The organism is Neisseria sicca VK64 (assembly GCF_000260655.1).
GTDB classification, from domain to species: Bacteria; Pseudomonadota; Gammaproteobacteria; order Burkholderiales; family Neisseriaceae; genus Neisseria; species Neisseria sicca_B.
On sequence record NZ_AJMT01000009.1, the window covers coordinates 19,604 to 36,617 of the forward strand.

At 54.2% G+C, this 17,014-nt stretch carries 15 protein-coding genes; 9 read left to right on the forward strand and 6 right to left on the reverse strand.

Annotation, left to right across the window (positions count from 1 at the left end; genetic code table 11):
• Positions 1-18: 18 nt before the first annotated feature.
• A complete protein-coding gene (locus HMPREF1051_RS01025) occupies positions 19-1,761 on the forward strand; it encodes a bifunctional alpha/beta hydrolase/class I SAM-dependent methyltransferase (protein WP_003763091.1) in 1,743 nt (580 codons plus the stop codon).
• Positions 1,762-2,112: 351 nt separating this feature from the next.
• On the opposite strand, the gene HMPREF1051_RS01030 is transcribed toward HMPREF1051_RS01025, so the two are convergent.
• Positions 2,113-2,484 carry a DUF7606 domain-containing protein gene (locus tag HMPREF1051_RS01030; RefSeq protein WP_003755076.1) on the reverse strand — a complete coding sequence of 124 codons (372 nt, stop codon included), beginning with the start codon at positions 2,482-2,484 and terminating at the stop codon, positions 2,113-2,115.
• 198 nt (positions 2,485-2,682) lie between these two features.
• Here HMPREF1051_RS01030 and HMPREF1051_RS01035 point away from each other — a divergent pair, with 198 nt between their 5' ends.
• From HMPREF1051_RS01035 to HMPREF1051_RS01060, 6 genes are all read left to right on the forward strand, one after another.
• Positions 2,683-3,270 (forward strand): hypothetical protein, encoded by a 588-nt coding sequence (locus tag HMPREF1051_RS01035; RefSeq protein WP_003763087.1) that lies wholly within the window; start codon positions 2,683-2,685, stop codon positions 3,268-3,270.
• Positions 3,271-3,273: 3 nt separating this feature from the next.
• Complete coding sequence (locus HMPREF1051_RS01040) at positions 3,274-4,875, forward strand: phosphatase PAP2/dual specificity phosphatase family protein (protein WP_003763074.1); 1,602 nt, start codon at positions 3,274-3,276, stop codon at positions 4,873-4,875.
• Positions 4,876-5,009: 134 nt separating this feature from the next.
• Positions 5,010-5,831, forward strand: coding sequence for a CPBP family intramembrane glutamic endopeptidase (locus tag HMPREF1051_RS01045; protein ID WP_003763076.1), 822 nt, complete (start codon positions 5,010-5,012; stop codon positions 5,829-5,831).
• A 67-nt stretch (positions 5,832-5,898) separates the two neighbouring features.
• Complete coding sequence (locus tag HMPREF1051_RS01050; RefSeq protein ID WP_003763082.1) at positions 5,899-6,273, forward strand: hypothetical protein; 375 nt, start codon at positions 5,899-5,901, stop codon at positions 6,271-6,273.
• Positions 6,274-6,277: 4 nt separating this feature from the next.
• Complete coding sequence (locus HMPREF1051_RS01055) at positions 6,278-7,012, forward strand: lysophospholipid acyltransferase family protein (protein WP_003763033.1); 735 nt, start codon at positions 6,278-6,280, stop codon at positions 7,010-7,012.
• Positions 7,009-7,998 (forward strand): phosphatidate cytidylyltransferase, encoded by a 990-nt coding sequence (locus tag HMPREF1051_RS01060; protein WP_003763062.1) that lies wholly within the window; start codon positions 7,009-7,011, stop codon positions 7,996-7,998. Before HMPREF1051_RS01055 ends, HMPREF1051_RS01060 begins: the two co-directional genes overlap by 4 nt.
• An 85-nt stretch (positions 7,999-8,083) precedes the next feature.
• On the opposite strand, the gene tsaD is transcribed toward HMPREF1051_RS01060, so the two are convergent.
• The 5 genes from tsaD to rng all read right to left on the reverse strand — a co-directional run bounded on the left by tsaD (position 8,084) and on the right by rng (position 15,730).
• Positions 8,084-9,145: a tRNA (adenosine(37)-N6)-threonylcarbamoyltransferase complex transferase subunit TsaD gene (gene tsaD, locus HMPREF1051_RS01065; RefSeq protein WP_036490999.1), complete on the reverse strand. Its 1,062-nt coding sequence runs from the start codon at positions 9,143-9,145 to the stop codon at positions 8,084-8,086.
• A gap of 143 nt (positions 9,146-9,288) precedes the next feature.
• On the reverse strand, positions 9,289-11,385 hold the full coding sequence (locus tag HMPREF1051_RS01070) for a TonB-dependent receptor plug domain-containing protein (protein ID WP_003763092.1): 2,097 nt from the start codon (positions 11,383-11,385) through the stop codon (positions 9,289-9,291).
• 357 nt (positions 11,386-11,742) lie between these two features.
• The gene (locus tag HMPREF1051_RS01075; RefSeq protein WP_003763051.1) at positions 11,743-13,077 is read right to left on the reverse strand and encodes an ATP-binding protein; all 1,335 of its coding nucleotides are present in this window, start codon (positions 13,075-13,077) and stop codon (positions 11,743-11,745) included.
• Between the two features lie 231 nt (positions 13,078-13,308).
• Positions 13,309-13,980, reverse strand: a complete 672-nt coding sequence (locus HMPREF1051_RS01080; RefSeq protein WP_003763089.1) for a response regulator — start codon at positions 13,978-13,980, stop codon at positions 13,309-13,311.
• 256 nt (positions 13,981-14,236) lie between these two features.
• Complete coding sequence (gene rng, locus HMPREF1051_RS01085; RefSeq protein WP_003763054.1) at positions 14,237-15,730, reverse strand: ribonuclease G; 1,494 nt, start codon at positions 15,728-15,730, stop codon at positions 14,237-14,239.
• A gap of 332 nt (positions 15,731-16,062) precedes the next feature.
• Between rng and grxC the strand changes: the two genes are divergently transcribed.
• Both grxC and secB read left to right on the forward strand, forming a co-directional pair.
• Positions 16,063-16,320, forward strand: a complete 258-nt coding sequence (gene grxC / locus HMPREF1051_RS01090) for a glutaredoxin 3 (RefSeq protein WP_003741129.1) — start codon at positions 16,063-16,065, stop codon at positions 16,318-16,320.
• A 25-nt stretch (positions 16,321-16,345) separates the two neighbouring features.
• A complete protein-coding gene (gene secB / locus HMPREF1051_RS01095) occupies positions 16,346-16,780 on the forward strand; it encodes a protein-export chaperone SecB (RefSeq protein ID WP_003755109.1) in 435 nt (144 codons plus the stop codon).
• Positions 16,781-17,014: the final 234 nt, after the last annotated feature.

The following is a 17,014-nucleotide window of genomic DNA, read 5'->3' on the forward strand; positions in this document are numbered from 1 at the left end:
GACTATCAGGAGTTTTTCATGTCCGAGCAACAAAAATACTTTTCTACCCAAGACGGCACTTCGCTTTTCTACCGCTACCGCCCCGCTGCCGACGGTTCAACCGAAAAAGCCATCGTGCTGTTCCACCGCGGCCACGAGCATTCCGGCCGGATGATGTTTGTTGCCGACGAACTCGGTTTCGACGATTTTGCCTATTTCGCATGGGACGCGCGCGGTCATGGCCATAGCCCCGGCGAACGCGGCGACAGCCCCAGTATCGGTACTTCCGTTGCCGATGTGGACGACTTTATCCGCCACATCCAAAGCGAATACGGCATCAAGCCTGAAAACATCTGCGTGATCGCGCAAAGCGTCGGCGCGGTATTGGTTTCCACTTGGCTGCACGACTACGCGCCAAAAATCCGCTGTGCCGTATTGGCATCGCCCGCATTCAAAGTCAAACTCTACGTCCCTTTTGCCCGCACCGGCTTGAAAATCATGCAGAAATGGCGCGGCAATTTCTTTGTCAACAGCTACGTCAAAGCTCACTACCTGACCCACAACCAAGAGCGCCAAACCAGCTATGACAACGATCCGCTCATCGCCCGCGCCATTTCCGTGCGCATCCTGCTCGGTTTGTATGAGGCTGCCGAACGCGTCGTTGCCGATGCGCAGGCGATTACCACGCCCGTACAGCTTTTGATTTCCGGCAGCGACTGGGTTGTTCATCACAAACCGCAACACGATTTTTACAACCGTTTGGGCAGCCGCATCAAAGAGCGCCATATCCTGCCCGGCTTCTATCACGACACATTGGGCGAACAAAACCGCGAAATCGCCTTTGTCGAAATGCGCCGTTTTATCCGCGAACGTTTCAATCAGCCTTTATATCAAGTTGATTTGACCCAAGCCCATTTACACGGTGAGAGCCGCCGCGAAGCCGACGAACTGGCCACGCCTTTGCCTATTTGTTCGCCGCGCGGCGCATTTTGGGCGGTTTACCGCGCTTCCCTCGACCTTGGCGCGCGCTGGAGTGAGGGTTTGAAAATCGGCAAGGAAACCGGCTATGACTCCGGCAGTACGCTTGATTATGTGTACCGCAACCAGCCGCAGGGCAGCAATGCCTTTGGTGTAGCGGTGGATAAATACTATCTCAACGCCATCGGCTGGCGCGGTATCCGCCAACGTAAAATCAATATCGGCAAAGCGATTCAGACGGCCTCTGCCAAGCTGCGCGAAGCGGGCAAACCCGTACATGTTCTCGATATTGCCTCGGGGCACGGCCGCTATGTACTCGACGCGCTGACTGCCGACACGCTGCCCGATTCCGTGCGCCTGCGCGATTACAGCCCGATTAACGTCGAAGCCGGACGCAAGCTGATTGCCGAACGCGGTCTGCAAGACACGGTTACCTTCGACGAAGTCAATGCCTACGACCGTACCAACTATCAGGATTTGCAGCCCCGTCCTACGCTGGGCATCGTTTCCGGCCTGCACGAATTGTTTGCCGACAACGATTTGATTTTGAACTCGCTCTACGGCTTCGGCGATGCGATTGAAACGGGCGGCTACCTGATTTACACCGGCCAGCCGTGGCATCCGCAGCTCGAAATGATTGCGCGCGCGCTGACCAGCCACAAGGCAGGCAGCCCGAACTGGGTGATGCGCCGCCGCAGCCAGCAGGAAATGGATCAACTTGTAGAAAAAGCCGGTTTTGAAAAAATCCATCAGTGGATAGACGAAGACGGCATTTTCACCGTGAGCCTGGCTGTGAAGAAATAAAAAGAGGAGTTGATGAATCACTGCCGTTTCTCGCGTAGCGAAACATTTTTAGGTTGATATAGTAGTGGATTAAATTTAAATCAGGACAAGGCGACGAAGCCGCAGACAGTACAGATAGTACGGAACCGATTCACTTGGTGCTTCAGCACCTTAGAGAATCGTTCTCTTTGAGCTAAGGCGAGGTAACGCCGTACTGGTTTAAAGTTAATCCACTATATGTGCGGGGAACGGCAGTTGTGCATATGTGCAACAGTTTCAAAATTTGTCTGGAAACAGATAAAACGAAAGGTCGTCTGAAACCTTGTTTCGGTTTTCAGACGACCTCGAAGAAACTTAAATCGTTGCTTTAAATTAACGATCGATGTTGACAGGTTCGCAGTTTTTCACGATGAAGCGGTTTTGTGCATCGCTGACGCCCACGACTTCGGAAGTGGTGTGGGTGTTGCGGTCGATGTAACCGGCAGACATAGAGAAACCGCGTTTGTTGGTGAAGGTAGTGCCGGTGCTGTCAGAGCGGCGTTTGTCAACGCGCAGGCTGATTTGTTTGCCGGCTGCATTTGCAGAAGCGCCTACTGCATTGCCTTTACGGTCGAATTCATAAACGACATTCAGTTTTTTACCGTTGTCGCATTTGTAAGGAACATAGCCTGCAGGAGCGGCGGCGGCAGTCATGGAAACACCGGCGGTCAGAACGGCTACAACAGCGGCAGATAAGAGTTTCATCTGGTATTACTCCATAAAGTAAAAAAGAGTGATGTGTGGCGTGGACTATCCGGCGCCATCCTTGCTTTGTTTTGAAAGCAGGACATATTTTATCCGTTCCGAAGAAATATACAATATGCCCATATGCAAAGCTATACAAAGAAATTTTCGGGAAAAGTTATTACGCTTGTACAAATTTTAATAAGGTGAAGTTTCATAATGAAAAAATTACTTACATTACTAATTCTTTCCGTATTTTCATCCGCCTGCTATGCCGTTGTGGCTGACTGGACGCCGTTGTTGGAATCTATGAAGAAAGGCTGCGCTGTTGATTTCGATGCCTTGCCTGATGAAAAGGCCGCAATCGGCAAACTGCCTGCACAATACCGCGCCTCCGTTGCCCGCAGCCGGAGCAGGCAGACAGAGTCGGATGGTGAAGCATTAACTATTGAATTGAAAAATTCTGTTGCTTTTGGACAGCCCTTGTCCGCCTTAATCATCGAATCCGGTGAAGGATACGGTCATGTCAAAATGAAGTTTGCCCGAAATGCCGATGTGTCTAAACTTATTCCCTTATTTACCACACCAACCGATAAACGGCACGGTATGTTGGCAGCGGGTAGGGCGCAGAATTTTTGTGTCAAAGGCGCAAACGGGACGTTGAAGCAATACCAATCTTCGCGGCATCACTGGCGCGCCGTTTCGTCTGAGGGGCCGTGGCAGGAATTCCGCTACCATCCAAAAGAAAACGTTTTATCCTGCCTGAATTCCGACCATTATGGCGATGAAGTGGAATGCACTAGATAAAACATGAAACCTACGCTGAAAACTTCTCTACTCAAACTCGCTTTGGTCGGCATGCTTTTTTATGCCAGCTACGGCCTGTCCAACCATTACGCGGCATCGCTGGCCTATGTGCCGGAAGTCGCTTTTGCGTGGGAGCGCAACATTCCGTTTTGGGAATGGACGATTTTGCCTTATTGGTCGCTGAATCTGATGTATGCAGCGGCGTTTTTCCTTTGCCGAAATGCGCGTGAACAAAACCGCTATGTCGCACGGCTGGTATCAGCGCAAATTGTCGCCACTACTTGCTTTATGTTGTTCCCGCTGCATTTCGGCTGGCCGAAGCCGCCTACCGACGGGCTGTGGGGCGTGATGTTTGATTCATTGGTCGCATTTGATTTGCCGTACAACCAATCGCCGTCGCTGCATATCGCGCTGTCTATCATTGTCGGCGCGTTTTATTGGACGCGGTTTCCCAAAATCCGTTTGCCGATTTTGCTGTGGCAAAGCCTGATTGCTTTGTCGGTGCTGACAACTTACCAACACCATTTTATCGACGTACCGACCGGCGCGCTGCTGGGCTGGCTGGTGTTGTGGGCAATACCGCAACACGGAGTATCGCCTTTCAGACGGCCTTTTGGTACTCAAGGCCGTCTGAAAACGAGCGAAGCAAGTTTCCGCGAAGCCAAAACTTCCCCCGCAACACGTTCCCGCGAAATCAAAATCGCCATGCTGTATCTGGCGGGCGCGGTATTGTCGGCTCTGCCTTCCTTGTTCGGCGGCGCGTGGTTGTGGATGTTGTGGGGCAGCGTGTCGCTATCGGTGGTCGCTTTCGCCTATCTGACCGGCAATGCGGCGGTGTTCCAAAAACAGGCAGACGGCAGGCTGTCGGCGGCGACAACGGTTTTACTGCTGCCTTATCTGGTGGGCGTGCGGCTGAACATGGCGTATTGGCTGTGCAGAAAGGCGAAGACGGCGCAGGTGCGCGATGGTGTGTGGATTGGCAGTATCTCAGGGGTTGCGGAGATTCAGCATTGTGGCGGAGTTTTTGGGAAAAAAACGGCATCTGCTGCGTTAAAAATGCTCGCAAGGTGTTCAACCTTGCTGCGCTTTTTGCCTTGCATCTACCATTTTTTGCCACAAAAATCCGCTTCACAAGCTAAATCTCCGCAACCCCTGGCAATTTCAGACGACCTCCCTGCCGTATTGGACGTATGCGCCGAATATCCCCGCCCCCGTTATCGCGGCTCGTACCGCGTTCTGCCGCTATTGGACATGGTTGCGCCGTCTGAAAACGATTTGGTGCAGGCGGCTTTGCTGCTGGAAACATTGCGGCGGCAACACGGTAAGGTCCTGACCTGTTGCGCGCTGGGCTACGGACGCAGCGCGGCGGTGGTGCTTACTTGGCTGCTGGTTTACGGCGGCTGCCGGGATTTGGCGCAGGCAACGGCGGAACTGAAACAGGCTCGCCCGCAGATGGTGCTGCCGCCGGAAACGGCAAAGGCGGTAGAAGCGGCGGCAGGTCGTCTGAAAACGAGCGAAGCGAGTTTCTGCGAAGCTAAAATGAACGCAGTGAGTTTCGCCAAAACGAGCGAAGCGAGTTTTTGCGACGCTAATCGAGATAGCTAAGATAAGTAGATGAAAAGCCCAAGCTGAGCAAATCATTCTCTATTGAGCTTGTGCAAGGCAATGCAGTCCTAGTTTAAAGTAAATTCACGATACGACGACTCATCTGTGCCGAACCAAAGTAAGGAGGGAATCTTATGACTAAAAGCTACCGCCCCGTTACGTTTTACACTTTATCCCTGCTGATTCCGTGGACATTATGGTTTGCTGCCGCCTACATCAGCCACCGCCCTGATGCTGTTGAGTACCAGTGGGCACAGGCCGCGTTAGGATTGGCCGGGCTGTTCGCCCCTATGCTCGTGGCGGCGTTTTTGTTGTACAAACAGCCCAAATTGTGGATGGACGCGAAACACCGCCTGTTCCGCCTGACAGGTTTTCCCAAGCGATACCTGTTCGCTGCCGCGCTGCTCGGTCCGGTTACCTTGGTGCTGGCGCAACTGATCTCCATTGCTTTCGGACACAGTTGGGCGCAGTTTCACATTTCGGGACATCCGTCATTTACGTCCGCCTTGCTGTCGCCATGGTTCATGCTCCTTATTGCGCCTGTTGCCGAAGAATTGGCGTGGCACAGCTATGGCACCGACGCGCTCACGGCACGCAGAAGCCTGTTTGTCGCATCCTTGCTATTTACCGTGTATTGGGCGTTTTGGCACATGCCGCTTGCCTTCATCAAAGGCTATTATCACAGCCAAATCGTTTCCGAAGGCGCACTTTACACGGTTAATTTCGTGGTCAGCATGTTTGTCTTCGTACTATTGATGAACTGGTTGTACGCCAAAAGCGGGCGCAGCATTGCCGTGGCGACGATATTCCACCTGTGCGCCAATCTGGGTAACGAGATTTTCGCCACCCACCCCGACAGCAAGGTTATTCAGACGGCCATTTTGTCTGCAGTAGCCATTTATATTTTGATTGCAGAAAAGAATTTGTTTTTAGGTAAGCCTGTGCCATCCCGATAACAAATTCAGACGACCCTTGGACATGATATGCCCCGAATGACGGTTTCCATACCCAAAAGGAAGGTGAATGGACAATTCCACTGACAGCCTGATTACCGCCCGCCTGCTTGCCACCGCCCGCTATACCGCCGTGTTCAATGCCTTGCTATTCGCTTTGTCCGCGCAACGCGGCGGCGTGTGGTCGGCGGTGCAGCTTGTCTTGGCGGCGATACTGTTGTACTACCACATCCGCATCGAATTCGACTGCCGCGTGTTCCAAGATTTTGCCGATAGTCGCTACAGCCCTGAAGCCTTCGACCAAGTCTTACGGCAAACCGGCTTGCGCCGCGTTTCAGACGACCCCTCCCTGCCGGAACGTGTGGCGGGCGCGATTGCCTTGTGGCGCAAAAGCCTTTACCTGACCGCTGCGCAAGCGGCAGTTTTCCTTATCCAAATCCTCTGATGTTATGAAAAATTTTCTTAAAAAACAACTTGCATGGCTGACCGACCAAGCATTATGCCTGTCGGTATCCTTCCTCACCGGCGTCCGCCCCAAAAGTCCGCGCGAGCTGGCGTTCAATCCGCAGCGGAAAGTGTATTACGCCAATCACGGCAGCCACGGCGATTTTTTGCTGGTGTGGATTTCCCTGCCGCGCCGCTGGCGGCTTTCGACGCGTCCCGTTGCCGGCTCGGATTACTGGCTGACCAACAAACTCAAGCGTTTCATCATCCAAAACGTCTTCAACGCGCTCTTGATTCCGCGCCACAGCGACAATCCGCAGTCGATTACCGAACAGATGAACCACGCGCTCCAAGCGGGCGATTCGCTGATTATCTTCCCCGAAGGCACACGCAATACGGACGAAAACGAAATCCTACTCCCCTTCAAATCAGGTATTTACCATCTGGCGAAAAGCAAGCCGGATACTGAGTTTGTGCCGATATGGATAGACAACATCAACCGCGTCCTGCCCAAAGGCAAAGTGCTGCCCGTGCCGTTGTTGTGCGAAGTCCACATCGGCGAACCGCTGACCCTGCACGAAGATGAAGACAAAGACACTTTCCTGACACGCACCCGCGAAGCTTTGCTGGCGTTGAGGTCGTCTGAAAACGAGTGCAACGAGTTTCGCCAAAATGAACGAAGTGGGTTTCGCCAAAACGAGTGCAACGAGTCTCACCAAAACAAAGGAGCTGCATCGTGAGCTTTGTTAACACGTCCAGCCAAATCATTACCGAACAAACCGCCGCCCATCTGACCCCGCAGGCAGGCTATATCTTTACCGGCGTATTTGCCATATTGATTTTCGCCAGCGTCATCGGGCAATGGCTGAAACGCAAAAACGGCGCAGACAATGCCACCATCTCCAACCTCAACGCCCGCATCTACGCTTGGTGGCTGATGACGCTGGTGCTGCTGGTCGCATTTTGGTTCGGCAAAACGGGGACGGTGGCGCTGTTTTTTCTGATTTCGTTTGCCGCTTTGCGCGAATTTATGACCCTCGTCTATCGCCGCCGCAGCGATTATTACAGCATGGTGGTGTGTTTCTACCTGCTACTGCCGGTGCAATATTATTTCGTCTATGACGGCTGGTACGGCATGTTCAGCATTTTCATCCCCGTGTACGGCTTTTTGGTATTGCCGATTATCGCCAGCCTGAGCGGGCAAACCGCCCATTTCCTCGAACGCGCCGCCAAAACGCAGTGGATGTCGATGATCTGCATCTTCTGCCTTTCACACGTTCCCGCCCTGATGTTCCTGAACTTGGACGATTTCGACAGCAGCGGCAATATCCTGCTGCTGATGTTCCTGATTTTCGTGGTGCAGGCTTCGGACGTGCTGCAATACGTTTGGGGCAAACTGGTCGGCGGTGCCAAAATCATGCCGTCGCTTTCTCCGTCTAAAACCATATCCGGCACGGTCGGCGGCATTTTGTCTGCCACCGCGCTCGCTGCGCTGCTGTCGCCGATAACGCCGTTTAGCTACGGACAAGCCGCCGCTATCGGTTTTGTCATCTGCCTGATGGGTTTCTTCGGCGGGCTGGTGATGTCCGCCATCAAACGCGACTACGGCGTCAAGGACTGGGGCAACATGATACGCGGCCACGGCGGTATGCTCGACCGCGTAGATTCCATCTGCTTCGCCGCACCCGTGTTCTTCCACATTGTCCGGTATTATTGGAACGGTTGAATCTGCTGTTGATCGTTCTACTTAAAGCCATGCAAAAAGGTCGTCTGAAAACCGTTTTCAGACGACCTTTTGTCTTTGTTACACACTATTTCACAATATCCGACAGCGGCCAGCGCGGTTTGACGTTGAACGCCCCCGCGGGTTGCCGCTCCTGCAACCTCATCGCGCCGGCGAAGGCAATCATCGCGCCGTTGTCGGTGCAGTATTCCATGGGTGGGAAACAGACTTTGATTTTTTCTTCCTTAGGCTTGGGTTTGCCTTTTTCAGACGGCTTTTTGACGCTCAAGCGGGAAAATTCGTCGCGCAGCTTCCAGTTCGCACCGACGCCGCCCGCGACGACCAAAGTTCTGAAACCGGTATCCAACAAGGCTTTTTTGGCTTTGGCGGCGAGGACGTCGATCACCGCGTCTTGAAACGCGCGGCAGATGTCGTTGCGCGTTTGCTCGGGGATTTCGCCATCGTTTTCGGCGCGGACTTTTTCGACGGCGGTCAGCACGGCGGTTTTCAAACCGGAGAAGCTCATCTGCAAATCGTGCGAATGGAGCATGGGGCGCGGGAACGCAAAGGCGTCGGGTTTGCCCTGCTTTGCGAGTTCGGACAGCTTTGCTCCGCCGGGGTAGGGCAGCCCTAAGAGTTTGGCGGTTTTGTCGAATGCCTCGCCCGCCGCGTCATCGACGCTTTCGCCCATCAGCGTGTAATCACCGATGCCGCGCACCGCCATAAACTGCGTATGCCCGCCCGAAACCAGCAGGGCGACGAACGGAAATTCGGGTTTGTCGTCCGCCAAAAGCGGGGAGAGCAAATGGCCTTCGAGATGGTGGATGGGAATGACGGGTTTGTTCAAGGCAAACGCCAAGGCGTTGGCGTAGCCCGAACCCGCCAGAAGCGCGCCGCCTAAGCCCGGTCCTTGGGTGTAAGCGACGGCATCGATGTCGTCATAGGAAACGCCCGCTTCCTGCAAACAGCCCTGCGTCAGCGGGACGACGCGGCGGATGTGGTCGCGGCTGGCAAGTTCGGGGACAACGCCGCCGTATTCGGCGTGCATCGCCATTTGGGTGTGAAGATGGTGCGCCAACAGGCCGCGTTCGGTGTCGTAAAGCGCAACGCCCGTTTCGTCGCAGGATGATTCGATTCCGAGTACCAGCATGGTTTGAGGTCGTCTGAAAATAAGGATGCGGTATTTTAACGGATTTCGGGCAGTGTTCGCAGTCCATTGCTTGTTCTCCATAACGAAAAGGTCGTCTGAAACCCAAAAATCAGGTTTCAGACGACCTTTTGTCAACGTTTCTATCAGAAGCGGTAATTCACGCCCAAGGCGAACTCGCGGCCGCGCTCGTAGAAGGGGGTACGTCCGTTGCCGTCGGGGAAGCGTTGGCTGTGCGAACGGTATTGTTTGTTGCCGATGTTGTTGACGGCGAAGTTGACGTTCAGGTTGTCTTTTTTCAGCGGCTGCCAGTTGGCGTAGATGTCGTGTACGCCGTAGCCTGATTTCTTGCCGTGAATCGTGCCTTGTCCGCGGGCGACGTCGGTGTATTTCACGCTTTGGGCGTAGCGGCCGCGCCAGCCAATTTCGAGTTTGGGGTTTTCAAACTGATAAGACAAGCCTGTCAGCCATTGGCGACCGGTGTTCCAGAAGGTGAACGAGCTTTCGTGGTCTTCTGCTTGAATCGGGCTTTCGCCGTAGTACATTTCGCCGTTCAGACGGGGTTTGACGTAGGACACGCCGGCACGCGCGGTCAGGCCGCCCCAGCGGTAGGATGCGTCAAGTTCGTAGCCGTAGGTTTTGAGCGTGCCGCCGTTGTAAATCTTGCCGCGTTCGGTGATGGAGGCGGTGTTGTTGTTGATTTTTGCCCAACGATAGACGATGAGGTCTTTGATGCGTTGGTGGAACACGCTGCCGCTGACGTTGAAATTGTCGTTGCGCCATTTGAAGCCCAGTTCGGCGCGGCGGGCGGTTTCGGCTTTGAGGTTGCTGTCCAAATCGGCTGCGGCGCCTGCGCGTTCGTTAGCCAACAGGGCTTCGTTCAGACGGGGCGCACGGCTTGCCTGATTGAGGTTTGCCAAGAGCGAGAAGTTGTCGTTGATGTCCCAAATCGCGCCGATGCTGGGGTTGAGCTGGCCGTGCGACGCGCTTTGTTTGCTGGCGGCGTTGTATTTGAAATGGTCGTAACGCAGGCCGGTCGTCAGGGTAACGGGGTGCAGGTTCCAGATGCCTTCCGCGTACACGCCGTATTCGGATTTCTTCTCTTTGTCGCGGTCATACAGGCCGAGAATCTTCAACCATGCGCCTTTGTCGGACGGCTCGGAGGTTTCGTGGCGGTAGTTGACGCCGTATTTCACCATGTGTCCGTCGCCGAAGGAGCTGGCGAGGTTCAGGTTGGCGCCAGTTGCTTTGATTTTGCTTAACTCAAGCTGGCCGATGGGAACGCCGCCTTGAGCCGTGCCGGAGGCATGGGCTTTCGGGGAAGGCGCGCCTTTAGGCGGCTTGGTGTCGTCGGTGTTGATTTGGAAGACGTTGGCGTCGATTTTGTCGAGGAAGCCAACGTTGCGGCCGCGGTATTCCAGATTGTAGGATTGCTCTTTTTGGTAAGTACCGTCCACGCCGACGTAGCTGTCAACGTTTTGGAACTCGGCTTTGTCGGTACGGTTGCCTTTTTGGTATTCCTGACGGTAGGTCAGGCGGATGCCGTGGTCGTCGTTGAAGTCGTAGCCGAGTTTGGCGAGGTAGCTGTGCTGTTTCAGACGACTGCCGCGGTTGACATTGCCGTTGCCGTCTTTGTAGTCGCGGTTGTTGAGGAAGTTGCCTGCAAACAGGGCATCGAAGCCGTTTTGATAGCCGTAAACCGCTGCGTTGCCGGTTGAGCCTTTATTGCTGCTCAAGCCCGCGCCGAGTTTGAAACCGAAAGGTTTGCCGTCGGTCAGCAGGTCTTTCGCATCAACCGTCGTTACGCGGATGGTACCGCCAACCGCGCCCAAACCCGCGCTCGCCGCGCCCGTACCTTTTTCGACGTTGATGCTTTTCACTAAAGCGGGGTCAAGCTGGAAGCGGCTTTGGTGGTGGAAAATTTTGGTGGATTGGCTGGTGCCGTCCACTTCCAGATTAATCTTGTCTTCGCCGACGCCGCGGATGCTGTAAAACTGTGCCACGCCATTGCCGCCGCCGACATCCATGCCGATTTGGTCTTTCATGACTTGTTTCAAATCGGTCGAAGTTTCGCGGTCAAGCTGGTTGCGGGTAACGCGGGTCGGCACGGCAGTACCGGTAACGACGACTTCTTTCAGTTCGGCAGTCGCTTCGGGGCGAACGTTGTCTGCATGGGCAAAACCTGAAGACAGTGCCAGCACCATGATGCTGAAACGGAAGGCGGGGGAATGGGGGGATTTCATGTTCTTCCTCTAGTTGAGTGATTAAGGGGTATTGCGTTAAATCAAGAGCGTATATTCTAATATTTTTTGATAATGATTTGCAAACAATATACATTACTCCGAGAATATTAATCATATTTTCAGAGACCTACATTTATTGATGCTCTTTAACCGAATGTGGCAGAAGCCGGATTTTCGGAAGGGTTGGCGATATTTTTGCTGCGACGTCGCGTTGTTTGATGGCTTGGGCAGGGACGGCGGGGATGGGAAACCTGTGTTTTAGGAAGAGGGGGCTTGTTGTGATGCGGATATTTGGATGGAGGGATGGAACATAGGAAAAGGTCGTATGAAAACGGATTTCAGACGACTTTTGTGTGCTTAGTCTGCTTTGAGCAGCCTTTTATCCAATTGCGCCTGTATCAGCAGGCCGTGGGCGAAGTTGCGGCTGTCGGCGAGGATGAGTTTGCCGCCGTAGCGTTTGGCGATAGCATCGGCGATGGAGAGTCCGAGTCCGGTGCCTTGCTGTTCCGTGCCGAGTATGCGGTAGAAGGCGTCGGTTACGCGGCTGCGTTCGGCGGCGGGGATGCCGGGGCCGTCGTCTTCCACCCAGATGGCGAGGGTGGTCGGGGTCTCGCTGAAACCTATGTCGATGCGGCCACCTGCGGGGGTGTAGCGGATGGCGTTGTCGGTGAAGGTTTTGATGAGGGTGTAGATTTCGGTGTCGTCGGCACGGATGCGGATGTCGTTTTCGACGGCGACGCCGATGTCTTGCTGTTTGTTAAGGGCAAGGGGCATGAGTTCTTGCAGCACGCGGCGGAACTGGGCTTGCAGGCTGATGTCGGTCAGGTTGCGTTGGGTCTCGGAGCCTTGGGCGCGGGCGTGGGTCAGGAGCTGCTCGAGCAGGTGGCGGTTGCGCTGTATGCTTTGGAGGATGAGTCCGGTCTGTTCGCGGGCTTCGTCCGATTGGGGCAGCTTGGTGAGCCGTTCTGCTTGAAGGGAGAGGGCAGTCAAGGGGCTGCGCAGTTCGTGGGCGGCATCGGCGATGAAGCGTTGCTGGCGGCGAATGTTTTCGCCTGTGCGTTGCAGCAGTTGGTTGATGGCGGTAACGAAGCCTTGTATTTCGCTGGGCACGCCTTCTCCGTCCAGCGGCGAGAGGTCGTCTGAACGGCGTTTGCCGAGGGCGGCGGAAAGGGTTTTGACGGGGCGCATGGCGCGGTAGGTGATCCATACGGTCAGCAGGATCATGAGGGGCAGGGCGATGAGCAGCGGGAGGACGCTTTGGTAGGCGGCGGTGGCTGCGAGGTCGTCGCGGTATTCGGTTTCTTGGAGTACGGCGATTTTGCCTTGCGGGGTTTGGCGGATGTAGGCGCGGTATTCGTCGTCATCATCGTCATCGTCGTCGTCATCAACGCCGCCTTTGATGGTGTGGAATCCTTCGCCGAGTGTGTCGGACAAAGGGACGGTGTCTTCTTGTCCGAAGGTTTGGATGAGGATGTGGTTTTCGCTGCCTATTTTTGTGTAGTCGGTGGTTTTGGGGTTGATGTAGGCGGCGGTTTGGCGCAACAGGTCGTCCTGAAGCTCTTCGGCTTCATGGTAGGTTTGGTAATAGGAGAATGCGCCCGCGATGATGGACAAAGGCAGGAACATCAGTATCAGGGCGATGCTGATACGGACTTGCAGCGATTGTTTGAGGGTCTGGATGAAGTGATGCATAGTGTGTTTGGTGAGGCTGTTTTAGGTTTTGTTATAGTGGATTAACTTTAAACCAGTACGGCGTTGCCTCGCCTTAGCTCAAAGAGAACGATTCTCTAAGGTGCTGAAGCACCAAGTGAATCGGTTCCATACTATCTGTACTGTCTGCGGCTTCGTCGCCTTGTCCTGATTTAAAGTTAATCCACTATATTGGTTATGGCATGGGCGGGCATGGATGCGCGGATTGGGGTTTCAGACGACCTCTTTGGCGACCAGCCAGCCTACGCCGCGTACGTTTTGGATGTGTTCTTTGCCGAGCTTTTTCCGTAGGGCGTGGATGAGGAAATCGACGGCGTTGCTTTCGACTTCTTCGCCCCAGCCGTAGATTTTATCTTCAAGGTCGCTGCGGGAGAGGATGATGCCGGGACGCATCATCAGGGCTTGGAGGACGGCAAATTCTTTGTTGCTCAGGAGGACGGGTTTGTCTTGTCCTTTGACTTCGACTTGGTAGGTGGCGGGGTTGAGGGTGAGCGCGCCGTTGGTTAATAGGGTTTGGCTGTGGCCGCTGTGGCGGCGCAGGACGGCGCGCATACGGGCTTGCAGCTCCGCCATGTCGAAGGGTTTGACGATGTAGTCGTCGGCGCCGCCGTCCAGTCCGTTGAGGCGGCTGTGGAGGTCGTCGCGGGCGGTAACGATGAGGACGGGGGTTTTGCTGCCTTCGTGTCGGATTTGGGTGAGGACGTCCAACCCGTCTTTGCCGGGCAGGCCGAGGTCGAGCAGCAGCAAGTCGTAGTTCTGCGCCTGAAGGGCGGTGGAAACTTGGCTGCCGTTTTTGACCCAATCGACGGCATAGCCGCTGTCTTTGAGGTTGGCGGCTACGGCTTGGGCAATCATGTGGTCGTCTTCTGCAAGCAATACACGCATGGTGTTCTCCTTAATTAATGGGAGGATAGCAGGGGAAAATTAGGAGGGGTTTAGCGGGAGGTCGTCTGAAAGGGGCGGCTGGTTTTCAGACGACCTTTTGTTGCTTTTCCGTACTTGATTGGGTTTCCTTCGGCGTGGGTTCTGCCGGGTATGGTGGACATTTTCTTCTAAAGGAATATTGCACTTGAATGGTCTGCCGATTTTGCCAAAAGGTCGTCTGAAAACCCCGATTCTGTTTTCAGACGACCTTTTGTCTTTACAGCAACACAATATCGTATTGTTCCTGCGTGTAGGCGGTTTCGACTGCCAGCGAAATCGGTTTGCCGATAAAGTCGATGAGCATCGCCAGCGATTGTGACTCTTCGTCGAGGAAGAGGTCGATGACGTTGGGCGCGGCGAGGATGCGGAAGGACTGCACGTCGTAACGGCGGGCTTCGCGGACGATTTCGCGCTGGATTTCGTAGCAGATGGTCTGCGGCGTTTTCAGACGACCCCTGCCTTGGCAGGACGGGCAGGGTTCGCAGAGGATTTGGCTGAGGTTTTCGCGCGAACGTTTGCGCGTCAATTCGACCAAACCCAAGCTGGTGAAACCGTTGAGGGTAACGCGGGTACGGTCGAAGGCAAGGGCTTTGGCAAGCTCTTGCAACACGGCTTCGCGATGCGCTTCCTGCGCCATGTCGATGAAGTCGATGATGATGATGCCGCCAAGGTTGCGCAACCGTAATTCGCGGGCGATGGTGTGGCAGGCTTCGAGGTTGGTGCGGAAGATGGTTTCGTCGAAGTTGCGCGCGCCGACGAAGCCGCCGGTGTTCACGTCTATCGTGGTCATGGCTTCGGTGGACTCGATAATCAGGTAGCTGCCGAAGTTGAGGTTGACGCGCGGTTGCAGGGCGCGGCTGATTTCCTGCTCGACGTTGTGGGTTTCAAACAGCGGGCGTTCGCCTTTAAACAGCTCTATCTTGCCTAATGCGCCGTGGACGTATTGCTCGGCAAAACGGGTCATGCGGCGGTGGTTTTCGGTTGAGTCAACCAGGATTTTTTGCGTGTCGAGGCTGAACATGTCGCGCAACACGCGCAGGCTTAGCGGCAAATCCTGATAAAGCAGGGTTTCCGGCGGCTGGATTTTCGCTTGTTCTTGAATGTGTTCCCATACTTTGGTCAGGTAGTGGATATCGGACAGAAGCTGCTCGTCGGTGGCGTTTTCGGCGTTGGTGCGGATGATGTAGCCGTGGCACGCGTCTTCGGGCAATAGATTAGTCAGGCGTTCGCGCAGGCTGTTGCGTTCGGCATCGTCTTCGATGCGCTGGGAAATGCCGATGTGGTCTTCCTGCGGAAGGTGGACGAGGAAACGCCCCGCTAACGAAATTTGAGTGGAAAGGCGCGCACCTTTGGTGTTAATCGGGTCTTTGATGACCTGCACCAAAACCGACTGCCCTTCAAACAGCATATGCTCGATACGTTGGGTTTCTTCGGGGTTGCGGCGTTGTTCGAGGACATCGACGATGTGCAGAAACGCGGCACGTTCCAAACCGATGTCGATGAACGCACTCTGCATGCCGGGCAGCACGCGGCGCACCACGCCCAGATAAATATTGCCGACCAGACTGTGGCCGCTGTTGCGTTCGATGTGCAGCTCGCAGATATTGTTTTCTTCCAACACTGCCACGCGCGTTTCCTGCGGGGTGATGTTGACGAGCACGGTTTCGGGCGGACGGACGGCGTCCTTCGGGATGGGGATTCCTGAAAGCATGGTTTTAGTTCCTAATTTTTAATAAGAAAAATAGTAGATTAAATTTGAACCAGACTGATGCTGCCCAAACCCGGAAATAATCGGCTGATTGTGTTGCTGTTCTGACTCAAATTTAATCTACCATCCGCTTGCCGTCGGTTTTATTGAAAATAAATGGCAAAAGCGGTTCGGATTGCCGTTTATCATACTTTAAAAACGGCGTTTTGGCACATGGGTGGCAGACAGCCCTTACGCCCTGAAAACAAAGATTCAGGCAAAATAGCCGATTTCAAGTATTGTAAAATAAACCATATGCCCATATAGTGAACCCCATTAGAACTCTGAAAACAATCATGCAAACCGTTACGATGTACACAGGCGCGTTCTGCCCCTACTGCACCATGGCTAAAAAGCTGCTGCATTCGCTGGGCGTCGCCGAAATCAACGAAATCCGCGTCGACCGCAGCCCCGAAGCCTTTGCCGAAATGCAGCAGCTTTCAGGGCAGCGCAGCATACCGCAAATTTTTATCGGTGATACTCATGTCGGCGGTTTTACCGATTTGTACGGCCTGCACCGCGAAGGCAGGCTGGATTCTTTATTAAACCCGTAACTTTAAACCCAACTAGGAAAACAAAATGAGCGAAGAATTGCAACCCGTATTCAGCATCGAACGCCTGTTCGTCAAAGACCTGTCTTTGGAAGTGCCCAACGCCCCCCAAATCTTTTTGGAACAAGGCGAGCCTGAAGTCGATATGCGCGTTTCCACCAACAGCGAGAAGCTGGAAGACGGCTACTACAACGTTGACGTAACCGTTACCGTAACCGCCAAACTCAACGCCGAGCGTACCATGTTCCTCAACGAAGTAACCCAAAGCGGCATCTTCCGTTTGGAAAACATCCCTGAAGAAGACGTTCAACTGCTCTTAGGCGTAGCATGCCCGAACATCCTCTTCCCTTACGCTCGCGAAGCCATTTCCACCAGCGTAACCCGCGCCGGCTTCCCGCCCGTACTGCTCGCTCCGATCAACTTCGAAGCCATGTACCAGCAACAACAAGAAGGCAACGCATAATCCGCATTCCCTGTTTGTCAAAAGGTCGTCTGAAAAATGTTTCAGACGACCTTTTTGTATGGCGGATTTCAATAACATGATGCTTTGTTTGCCCGTTATAGTGGATTAACTTTAAACCAGTACGGCGTTGCCTCGCCTTAGCTCAAAGAGAACGATTCTCTAAGTGCTGAAGCACCAAGTGAATCGGTTCCATACTATCTGTACTGTCTGCGGCTTCGTCGCCTTGTCCTGATT